Source organism: Pseudomonas cichorii, from assembly GCF_019719005.1.
Classification (GTDB): domain Bacteria; phylum Pseudomonadota; class Gammaproteobacteria; order Pseudomonadales; family Pseudomonadaceae; genus Aquipseudomonas; species Aquipseudomonas cichorii_E.
Map to the genome: position 1 here is coordinate 151,618 of NZ_JAIGPJ010000003.1, position 10,906 is coordinate 162,523.

The 10,906-nt window shown below is 57.5% G+C and carries 9 protein-coding genes; 8 read left to right on the top strand and 1 reads right to left on the bottom strand.

Annotated elements, in window-relative coordinates; translation table 11 throughout:
* The first annotated feature begins 4 nt into the window (after positions 1–4).
* The 3 genes from gudD (at position 5) to K5D32_RS04295 (ending at position 3,110) form a co-directional block, all read left to right on the top strand.
* A complete protein-coding gene (gene gudD, locus K5D32_RS04285) occupies positions 5–1,342 on the top strand; it encodes a glucarate dehydratase (protein ID WP_221576936.1) in 1,338 nt (445 codons plus the stop codon).
* A 127-nt stretch (positions 1,343–1,469) separates the two neighbouring features.
* Positions 1,470–2,123, top strand: coding sequence for a DUF1345 domain-containing protein (locus K5D32_RS04290; protein WP_221599351.1), 654 nt, complete (start codon positions 1,470–1,472; stop codon positions 2,121–2,123).
* 30 nt (positions 2,124–2,153) lie between these two features.
* Complete coding sequence (locus tag K5D32_RS04295) at positions 2,154–3,110, top strand: D-2-hydroxyacid dehydrogenase family protein (RefSeq protein WP_221599352.1); 957 nt, start codon at positions 2,154–2,156, stop codon at positions 3,108–3,110.
* Between the two features lie 45 nt (positions 3,111–3,155).
* Here the strand turns inward: K5D32_RS04295 and K5D32_RS04300 are convergent, their stop codons facing one another.
* The gene (locus tag K5D32_RS04300; RefSeq protein WP_221599353.1) at positions 3,156–5,282 is read right to left on the bottom strand and encodes a TonB-dependent siderophore receptor; all 2,127 of its coding nucleotides are present in this window, start codon (positions 5,280–5,282) and stop codon (positions 3,156–3,158) included.
* Between the two features lie 195 nt (positions 5,283–5,477).
* Here K5D32_RS04300 and pncA point away from each other — a divergent pair, with 195 nt between their 5' ends.
* The 5 genes from pncA to K5D32_RS04325 all read left to right on the top strand — a co-directional run bounded on the left by pncA (position 5,478) and on the right by K5D32_RS04325 (position 10,880).
* On the top strand, positions 5,478–6,125 hold the full coding sequence (gene pncA / locus K5D32_RS04305; protein WP_221599354.1) for a bifunctional nicotinamidase/pyrazinamidase: 648 nt from the start codon (positions 5,478–5,480) through the stop codon (positions 6,123–6,125).
* A gap of 307 nt (positions 6,126–6,432) precedes the next feature.
* On the top strand, positions 6,433–7,347 hold the full coding sequence (locus tag K5D32_RS04310) for a formate/nitrite transporter family protein (RefSeq protein WP_221599355.1): 915 nt from the start codon (positions 6,433–6,435) through the stop codon (positions 7,345–7,347).
* Between the two features lie 110 nt (positions 7,348–7,457).
* Positions 7,458–8,141 (top strand): response regulator transcription factor, encoded by a 684-nt coding sequence (locus K5D32_RS04315; RefSeq protein WP_095067673.1) that lies wholly within the window; start codon positions 7,458–7,460, stop codon positions 8,139–8,141.
* A complete protein-coding gene (locus K5D32_RS04320; RefSeq protein ID WP_221592729.1) occupies positions 8,119–9,516 on the top strand; it encodes a HAMP domain-containing sensor histidine kinase in 1,398 nt (465 codons plus the stop codon). Before K5D32_RS04315 ends, K5D32_RS04320 begins: the two co-directional genes overlap by 23 nt.
* A gap of 494 nt (positions 9,517–10,010) precedes the next feature.
* Complete coding sequence (locus K5D32_RS04325) at positions 10,011–10,880, top strand: alpha/beta fold hydrolase (protein ID WP_221592728.1); 870 nt, start codon at positions 10,011–10,013, stop codon at positions 10,878–10,880.
* The last annotated feature ends 26 nt before the right edge of the window (positions 10,881–10,906 follow it).

A 10,906-nucleotide genomic window follows, 5' to 3' on the forward strand; every position in this document is an offset into this window, starting at 1 on the left:
GACCATGAACACTCCAAACAAGACCCCTGTCATCACCAGCCTGCAGGTCGTGCCGGTGGCGGGCCACGATGACATGCTGCTCAACCTCAGCGGCGCCCATGGCCCTTACTTCACCCGCAATATCGTGATTCTCAAGGACAACGCCGGTAATACCGGCGTGGGTGAAGTCCCTGGCGGCGAGCGCATTCGCCAGACACTGGAAGATGCCCGCTCACTGGTGGTCGGCAGCAGCATCGGCACGTATCAGAAGATCCTCAATAACGTGCGCCAGGCATTCGCCGAACGCGACTCGGGAGGCCGTGGCCAACAGACGTTCGATCTGCGCATCACCATTCACGCGGTGACCGCACTGGAAGCTGCCTTGCTCGACTTGCTCGGCCAGCATCTGGAAGTGCCCGTAGCTGCACTGTTGGGCGAAGGCCAGCAACGCGACTCGGTGGAAATGCTCGGTTATCTGTTTTATGTCGGCGACCAGCATCAGACCAACCTGCCCTATCGCAGCGAAGCGGACGCCGATAACGACTGGTTCCGGGTTCGTCACGAGAAAGCACTGACACCCGAAGCCGTGGTGCGTCTGGCCGAAGCCGCTCACAGCCGTTATGGCTTCCAGGACTTCAAGCTCAAGGGCGGCGTATTGCGCGGCGATGAGGAAATCGAAGCGGTGACCGCGCTGGCCGAACGCTTCCCCGATGCACGCATCACCCTGGACCCGAACGGCGCCTGGTCCTTGAAAGAAGCCATTCGCCTGTGCCGCGATCAGCATCATGTGCTGGCCTATGCCGAAGATCCGTGCGGTGCGGAAAACGGTTTTTCCGGTCGCGAAGTCATGGCCGAGTTCCGCCGCGCCACCGGCCTGAAGACAGCCACCAACATGATCGCCACCGACTGGCGTGAGATGGGTCACGCGATCCAGTTGCAGTCCGTGGACATTCCGCTGGCCGATCCGCATTTCTGGACCATGCAGGGCTCGGTACGGGTCGCCCAGATGTGCAACGAATGGGGTCTGACCTGGGGTTCGCATTCCAACAACCATTTCGATATTTCCCTGGCGATGTTCACCCATGTAGCCGCCGCTGCACCGGGGGATATCACCGCCATCGACACCCACTGGATCTGGCAGGACGGCCAGCGCCTGACCAAGGAGCCTTTGCGAATCATCGGCGGCCATGTACAGGTCCCGAAAAAACCGGGGCTGGGTATCGAGCTGGATGTAGACCAACTCAACAAGGCCCATGAACTGTACAAAGGCATGGGCCTGGGCGCACGCAACGATGCGGTCGCCATGCAGTTCCTGATTCCGAACTGGGAGTTCAACAACAAGCAGCCTTGCCTGGTGCGTTGACTCCACCCGTCTATCAATAAACTTGCTCTCCCCTGGCAACCGGCGCGTAACCCCCTTACGCGCCGTTTTTTTTGCTCCGATCATGACGTGCTATGGTGTGTGCAACATTTTGTCGCGACTGACCGTCATGCTGCATATCGCTCGCACTCACCCACGCCTGAGTCTGGCCACGTTACTGGGCCTGGCGGGCGGCATCGCTTCCGCCCTCTTTTGTAAAGACGCCTCCTTTACCAGCAACTGCCTGACCGGCTGGAACCTTGGCGTGTGGCTTTACCTGATCCTGATCTTCACCCGCACCCTGCGCAGCAACGCCGAAGACGTCAAAAGAATCGCCATGATCGAGGATGAAAATGCTGGCGTGGTGCTAATGACCGTGAGCATTGCGGCACTGGCCAGCCTCGCAGCCATCTTCCTCGAACTGGCAGGCAACAAGGACATGCTCCCCAACGAGCGCATGTTGCATTACGCCTTTACCGGCCTGACCATCGCTGGCTCCTGGCTGATGATCGGCGTAGTTTTCAGCCTGCATTACGCCCGCCTGTTCTACACCTGGAAAGGCAAGGAACCCGCCCTGCGCTTTGCCGATGGCGAAACCCGGCCCGATTACTGGGACTTTCTGTATTTCTCCTTCACCCTGAGCGTTGCCGTGCAAACCTCGGATGTGGGTGTGGCCAGCCGGAACATGCGCAGGATCGTCCTGACCCAGAGCCTGATCGGCTTTGTGTTCAATACCTCGATTCTGGGGTTTTCCATCAATATCGCTGCCAGCCTGTTTGGCTGACAGGCAAACATTCAGACCCGGAGCTCTCGAATGACAAAAACAAGCATTGCAGTGCTCGATGACTGGCAAGACGTTGCTCGCGACGTTGTGGACTGGTCGGTGCTGGCACCCATCGGTGAAGTCAGTTTTCTTCATGACTTCCCGGCCGACACTGCGACCATGGTGCAGCGCCTGCAAGGTTTCGAGATCATTTGCGTGATGCGTGAACGTACCCTGTTCGATGAAGCCTTGCTCAGCCAGTTGCCGCGTCTGAAGTTGCTGGTGACCGGTGGCATGCGTAACGCCGCCATTGATATCAAGGCCGCGAAGCGGCTAGGGATCGAAGTCTGTGGCACCGAAAGCTACAAGCACGCCGCACCGGAGCTGACCTGGGCATTGATCATGGGCATCACCCGCAATCTGGTGGCAGAAGCCAATTCATTGCGCGAAGGCAAATGGCAGGTCGGCCTGGGCAGCGATCTACATGGCAAGACCTTGGGGATTCTGGGGTTGGGCAGTATCGGCAAGTGGATTGCCCGTTACGGGCAGGCTTTCGGCATGAACGTCATTGCCTGGAGCCAGAACCTGACAGCCGAAGCCGCAGCGGAGTCGGGTGTCACTTATGTCAGCAAACAGGAATTGTTCGAGCAGGCCGACGTGCTGTCGGTGCATCTGGTGCTCAGCGACCGCAGTCGCGGACTGGTGGATGCACAAGCCCTGGGCTGGATGAAGCCCACTGCTTATATCGTCAACTCGTCACGCGGGCCGATCATCGATGAAGCGGCGCTGATTGCGACCCTGCAACAACGCAGGATTGCCGGTGCGGCGCTGGACGTCTTCGATATCGAGCCGTTGCCAGCCGAACATCCGTTTCGCACGCTGGACAACGTATTGGCGACCCCGCATATCGGTTATGTCACCGAAAACAACTACCGGACCTTCTTCAGTCAGATGATTGAAGATATCCAGGCCTGGCATGCGGATGCGCCAATCCGGGTGTTTGCCTGATGTAACGGAAAGTCTTCGCGAGCCAGCCCGCGAAGACTTCATGCCTTACAAGCTGTAGGAAATACCGGCCTGCACAGTGCGCGGTGCGCCTGGGTAAGCGAAGGCATTGCCCCACGCCCCTTCTTCAAACTCCTTGTTGAAGAGGTTTTTCACATCAAGATTGAGCTTCACGCGATCGTTGACCTTGTAGTAGGTCAGCAGATCGAAAACCGTGTAGCTGTCCATATCAAACGACTCGTTAACCGTCCGCCCCTCACGCTGAGCCACATAACGGCCACCCGCGCCAACGCCCAGACCTCTGAAAACGCCGTCCTGGAACTCATAGACGTTCAACAGGCTGAAGCTCTGCTCCGGGATATTCGCCAGACGAGTACCTTTTCTGAGCGAGTTATCCTTGGTGACTTCGGCATCCACGTAGGCATAGTTACCCATCAGACGCCATTCTGGAGTCAGGTTGCCGACCACGTTCAGGTCGAAACCACGGCTACGCACCTCACCCGCTGCAACGCTGAAGTTTGAGTCAAGTGGATCGCTGGTCAGGACGTTTTTCTTGTCGATCTGATAGACAGCCGCATCGACGTTCAACTGACGATCAAGCGCCTGCCACTTCACACCGACCTCATAGGACTTGCCTTCCTCGGCCTTGAAACCACCGCCCAGACGACTCGCGCCAGTGTTTGGTTTGAAGGAGCGCGCCGTGTTGGCGTAGACCGCGACCGTGTCGGTCAGGTCGTAGACCAGACCCAGACGCGGAGTGACCGCGTTGTCAGCCTTGGTGAAGTCTTCGGCATTGGAGACATAAGAGTCATAGTCGTGCTCGAAACGCTCGAAGCGGGCACCGGCCAGCAATTTCAAACGCTCGGTCAGAGCCACCTGATCCTGCAGGAACGCGGCGTAGGTCTTGAGGTTTTCCTTGTCGTGGGTCGTGGTGCGGGTCAGCGCCGGACGCGCCTGGCCGTAGACCGGGTCGTAGATATCGATGGTGTAGACGTTCAGACCGCCCGCGGAGCGCTGGATGATCGACTTGTAGTCGTAATCCTCATATTCCACGCCAGCCAGCAGTGTGTGGTCGAAGCCACCGGCCGTGAAGTTGCCCGTCACGTTGAACTGCAGGTCGCGGTCGGTCCACTCCAGCTTGCGGTAGTTGTAGTTACGCGACAGGGTACGACCATCGGCATTCATGCCATTGGCCTCGACTGCATCACCCTGCATGGTGCCATCAAGCAGCTGGAAACCACCGCCCAGCTTCCAGTTGTCGTTGAGGTCATGCTCGAAACGCACCTGCGCCATGCTGGTGTCGGTGTGCAGCTTACCCGCGTCCTTTTCGCCGAAGAACGAGTCACGGGAAGCCGTGCGCGTCTGGTTGGTGTAGCGTGTCAGGCCACGGTCGAGGGGCGCATTGTTGCGCATGAAATCACCCTCGAAGATGAGGCGGGTCGCGTCGTTGACCTGCCAGCTCAAGACCGGAGTAATGCCGTAACGCTCGGTTTCAACGTGATCGCGGAAGGTATCGCCGCCCTCGCCCACAACGTTCAGGCGATAGGCAAAACGGCCTTCGTCATCCAGCGGGCCGGTGGCATCCAGCGTGCCGCGCTTCATGCCCTGATCGTTGATCTGGCTGCCCAGGGTAACGGCTCTTTCTGCCAGCGGCTGCTTGGAAACCACGTTGAACGTACCGCCGGGATCGCCACGGCCATACAGCGTAGTCGCCGGGCCGCGCAGAACTTCAAGACGCTCGATGGTGTTGGCATCGGGCATGCTCGGGTAACCCCGATTGATCGGGAAACCATTGCGGTAGAACTCACCGGTGGTAAAGCCACGCACGGTGAAGGTCGTCAGGCCCTGCGCGCCGAAGTTGTTGGCACGGCCAACGCCACCGGCGTAGTCGAGGGCATCCTGCAGGCGTATTGCACTGATGTCTTCAACCGCTTCGCGGGTGACAACACTGACCGACTGCGGGGTTTCATGCAAAGAGGTGTCAGTGCGGGTGGCACTGGCGGAACGGGTCGCACGATAGCCCTGAACCGGGCCTGTCGCCTGCTCGGTATCGGCAGCACCCTGGATGTCGATATTCTGCAGCTCGATCGACGCTTTATCGGCAGTAACCGGATCAGCCCAGGCAGCCTGGCTGATGGCTTGAATGACGCAGAGAGAAACTAAAGTACGACGCATGAACGTGTATATCCCCGATGAAAAACCAGGCCTTCATGGGACCCGGCAGGTTTTTTTGCGCGAATAGTACAGATTCTCATTACTACTTGATACAAATTGCCAATAAATAAAAATGGACACGTCAGGTCCTTTCGCAAATGCACCGGGAAAGAGGCAAACTGGCGTCCTGCACAGCCTCATCAGGAACTACACCAAATGCCACTTTCCCACCTGCCCGCTGCTGCCAACTGCGCCCTGCTGGTCATCGACATGCAATATGACTTCATGCCCGGCGGCCGACTGGCAGTACCCGACGGCGACGCAGTCCTGCCCTTGATCAACCGCCTGGGCGAACGCTTCACACGGGTGATCCTCACTCAGGACTGGCACCCGGCCGGTCATATTTCCTTTGCCTCCAGCCATCCGGGCTGCAAGCCTTTCGAGAGCATCACCCTGCCCTACGGCCCTCAAACGTTATGGCCGGATCATTGCGTGCAAGGCAGCCAGGGATCGCACTTACATGCTGACCTGAACCTGCCCCATGCGCAGTTGATCGTGCGCAAGGGCTTCAATGCGCACATCGATAGTTACTCCGCCTTCATGGAAGCGGATCGCACCACCACGACCGGGCTGGCCGGTTACCTGAAGGAGCGCGGCATCGACACATTGTTCGTGGTCGGCCTGGCACTGGATTTCTGCGTCTCGTGGTCAGCACAGGATGCCCGCAAGGCAGGTTTCACCACCTATGTGATCGAAGACGCCTGCCGCGCCATCGACATGAACGGGTCACTGGAAAATGCCTGGCAGGCGATGCTGGCAAGCGGAGTAAACCGGGTGCAGAGCAATGTGTTTCTGGAGGGCTAACACCAGCGTGCGTAGGAGCGAATTCATTCGCGAATGAATTCGCTCTAATCAAACATAAACGCAACGTCATGAATTAAAACTTTTTTCTGTAGGAGCGCGCTTGCCCGCGATCGAGTGCGAAGCGCTCGCAAAATCTACGACTGCTACGCAGCCGGTCGCGGGCAAGCGCGCTCCTACACCGCCCTCTGTTTGCTGCGCGACAGCGCGGTGCCAAGGCGGCGGGTGATCTCCTACTCGAAACAGGCGAACGAATGACCGTCGGTCCGTGTCTGAACCAGCAGCCCACACATGCAGGAAGTTGAGTTCCATGGACCAGACCCCAGACGGCAAGACCCCAGGCCTTTCAGCCGAAGAGCAACGCGAAATCGATGAAAACCAGCCGCCCCGTGCGGCTGTTCTGCATGAAACCATTCGTATCCAGGGCGACCATGAACTGGAGCGCAGCGCAGCAGCCCTGTGGTGGTCGGCGCTGGCCGCGGGCCTGACCATGGGGTTGTCACTCATGGCCATGGGGCTGTTCAAGTCGCGGCTGGCAGATGTGGAAGCCAGTCACGTCATCGCCAGCCTCGGTTATTCGGCAGGTTTTCTGGCGGTGATCCTCGCTCGTCAGCAACTCTTCACGGAAAACACCCTCACCGCCGTGTTGCCGGTCATGAGCAAGCTGACCCTGGGCAATGTCGCCAGGCTGCTGCGCTTATGGACCATCGTGCTGGCGGGCAATCTGGCGGGTACCCTGCTGGTGGCCTACGTGATGCTGAACCTGCCGATTTTCGATAGCAAGACCGACCAGGCGTTTCTGGAGATCGGCCGCAAGGTCATGGAAAACGACATCAGCCACATGTTTTCCAAAGGCATCGTCTCCGGCTGGATGATTGCGACCATGGTCTGGATGATCGCCTCCATGGAGAACGCTAAGATAGCCATCATTGTAATGATCACTTACCTGATGGCTTTGGGTGACTTCACCCATATCGTGGTCGGCTCCGCCGAAGTGTCCTACCTGGTATTTGCCGGGGAAATTGCCTGGAAAGATTTCTGGCTGGTCTTCGCTGGCCCTACCCTGGCTGGCAATATCATCGGCGGCAGTTTCATTTTCGGGTTGCTCAGCCATGCGCAGATCCGCAGTGAAAAGGACACGACGGCCAAATGGGAACGCGATCGCAAGAAACGCCACGCCGAAGCACTGGCCCAGAAAGAACAAAAGCAGGCTGAAAGTGCTTAACTCGGTAGCAGCCAGTCACGACAATCAAAGTTTCTTAAACTTTTATTAAGCAAACACCCGGGCATTAAAAGGCAAACTACGGTTTTCCCGTATTTATTCAGGCAAAGATCATGACCAGAATCCTGGCAATCGAAGACGATGCTGTCACCGCAAGGGAAATCGTTGCGGAGCTCAGCAGCCATGGCCTTGAAGTGGACTGGGTGGATAACGGTCGTGATGGTTTCGCCCGGGCATCAAGCGGTGAATATGACCTCATCACGCTGGATCGCATGCTGCCGGAAATGGACGGCTTGAGTATCGTGACCAACCTGCGCGCCCAGGGAATTGCCACCCCGATCCTGATGATCAGCGCGCTGTCGGATGTGGACGAGCGCGTGCGCGGCCTGCGTGCCGGGGGCGATGATTACCTGCCAAAGCCTTTTGCCTCCGATGAAATGGCAGCGCGAGTCGAAGTGCTGCTGCGCCGCAGCAATCCCGTGACGGCTGCCAAGACCGTCCTGCAGGTCGCTGACCTGGAGTTGAACCTGATCAGCCGTGAAGCCTGCCGGGGCGGCAAGCCACTCACTCTGCTGCCTACCGAATACAAGCTGCTGGAATTTCTCATGCGCAACAGCGGGCAGATCATTACCCGGATGATGATTTTCCAGGAGGTCTGGGGTTATCACTTCGATCCGGGCACCAACCTGATCGATGTACATATTGGCCGTCTGCGCAAAAAGATCGACCCGCCAGGCACCCCGCCGCTGATCCAGACTGTTCGGGGCTCCGGCTATGTTATTGCCGAACCCGTCTAAAGGCTGGCGCTCTTCGAGCAGCCGCCTTCTGGCGCTGTACAGTTTTCTGTTCGTGGCCTGGAGCGGCATTCTGCTGGGTGTGCTGTATTGGGAAGTAACGTCCTACCTGGGCAACCTCGCCCGCCATTCGCTGATGCAGCGTCAGCAACTGTTTTCCCGCTTTGAAGGCCATGAACTGGTCGATGCGCTGGCCACCAGCATGACGTTCGATATGCGCTCCGTGGATGCCTACGGCCTGTTCGATGCCAATCTGCAACCCCTGGCCGGGCCGATCCGCCAGATCCCCCCAAGCCTGCCGCTGGATGGCAGCATCCATCAACTGAAAAACTGCATCGAGTCCAGCGACCCGGAACTGCCGAGCGACAGCTGCGATGCGATTGCTACAGAAACCCCCGATGGTCGCTGGCTGGTGCTGGTACGCGACAACGGCTCGCTGTTCGCCGTCTCGACCCTGATCCTCAAGGCCTTGCTGTGGGGCATTTCCCTGACCATCATTCCCGGCGTAGCTGGCTGGCATCTGTTGCGCCGCCGCCCCTTGCGCCGCATTCGCGCCATACAGGCCAGCGCGGAATCGATCATTGCCGGCGACATGTCGGGGCGCCTCCCGGTGTCCAACAAACGCGACGAACTGGACATGCTGGCGGTGATCGTCAACGTCATGCTTGATCGCATCGAAAAACTGATGAACGAGGTCAAGGGTGTCTGCGACAACATCGCCCATGATTTACGTACCCCGCTGACCCGCCTGCGCGCTCAGCTCTACCGCATCCAGCAGCAATCGGCAGACGATTCACCCCAGGCAACACAGATGGCGCAAGTGATCGCCGATGCCGACACGTTGATGGCGCGTTTTCGCGGACTTTTGCGCATTTCGGAAATCGAGGATCACCAGCGGCGCTCGGCATTCGTGGAACTGGAGCTGCGTCCGCTCTTGCAGGAACTTCACGACTTTTACCTTCCACTTGCCGAAGAAGACGAAGTGCTGCTGATCCTGCAACTCAATGAGCCGTTACCGACGCTGGTCGGTGATCGTGCCTTGCTGTTTGAAGCACTGGCCAACTTGCTGAGCAATGCAATCAAATTTACACCTGCGGGTGGCACAGTCCTGATCAGCGCCTACAGCAAAGACGATGGCAGCAGCCCTTGTATCGAGGTTCAGGACTCCGGTCCCGGCATCCCGGCCTCTGAACGCGGGGCAGTCTTCCAGCGCTTCTATCGCTGTGAAGACGGGAACCAGCAAAGTGGCTTCGGCCTTGGCCTGTCGGTGGTTGCGGCCATCGTCAACCTGCATGGCTTCAGTGTGCAGATCGGCACCAGCCAGTACGGAGGAGCCAGCATCGTAATGGAGTGCCAAAAAGTTAATACCCTGATATAAAGCAGGGCCTTCCTTCTTGAAAAAACATGCCGTGCCTGCATTTTGACGAAGATAAAGGCTCTAGCCCGCGGCAAACGACACTTCGCTATAAAACTGGCGCAGGCTGGCAAGTGGTTATTTGTAACAATTCATTTCAAAAAGTGACTTTGTTGGACCGATTCAGCAAACACAAGTTCCGCTCCTTTGACGAGTTTTTCACGCTCGATACGCTGCTTTTCACCGAATAATATCTCTTTGATATCACCTTTTCGGTTTCCCCCCGGAAAGACGGGACACCACTCGTCGGCATTTTTATGACGCCAGCTACTTGTCGGTCCGATGCCGCTGCGTTATCAATAGCCACCGTGATTCACGTTCTTCCCGCAACACCCCAACCATAACAATAAAGACTCAATGGATTTCGCCACTAACCAGGCGAGGCTTTGGCATGGCCGCTAAAGCAGAGAAAACCGTATTAATTAGTAGGATCGACTTAGCCTGGGAGGCTTCTATTTATGGGCGCGCAATCAAAGATCATAAGCGTTGGAGAGTTCAAGCTCTACACCGAAACCTATTGGAAAAGCAGTGCTGCAAAGACCGTTTTGTTGATTAACGGAGCACTTTCCACTACCGGTTCCTTTGGCCAGACGGTCAAGTATTTACAACCCCACTACAACCTCGTGTTGTTCGACCTGCCGTTTGCAGGACAGTCCCGCGCCCACAATCGCGACGATCTGATCGTGACCAAGGAAGATGAGGTCAAGATCCTTCTGCAAATCATCGAACGCTTCCAGGTCAACTACCTGCTTTCGGTTTCCTGGGGCGGCGTATCGGCGCTGCTGGCACTGGCCGAATCGCCACCAACGGTAGAAAAGGCGCTCATTTCCTCCTTCTCTCCGGTGCTGAACGAGCCAATGCTCGACTACATCGACAAGGCGCAGATCTACCTGGCAGCCCGTGAAAAACGCAAAATCGGCTCCCTGCTCAACGACACCGTTGGCAAGTACCTGCCGCGCCTGTTCAAGCTGTACAACTACAAGCACCTGATCAGTCTTGCCGAGCACGAATACAAGCAGATCGACTTCCACATCAGCCAGATCCGCAAGCTGAGCGCCAGCAACTATGTCGAGCGTTTTTCCTCGATCAAGATTCCGGTGCTGTTCGTCAATGGCGAAAAAGACGAATACACCACGGTCGAAGATGCCCGCAGTTTTGCCGACTACATTGCCCATAGCAGCTTCAAGGCAGTCCCCGATACCGGGCATTTCCTGGACCTGGAAAGCAAGGCAGCCTGGCTGGCATCGCAGAAGAACGTGCTGGAGTTCTTTGGCACCGAAGAAGTGAGCAGCGAACAAGTATGGCCTGACGCAACCGCGATTGCCTGACAGCACCCGTGAAACGGTGATTCACC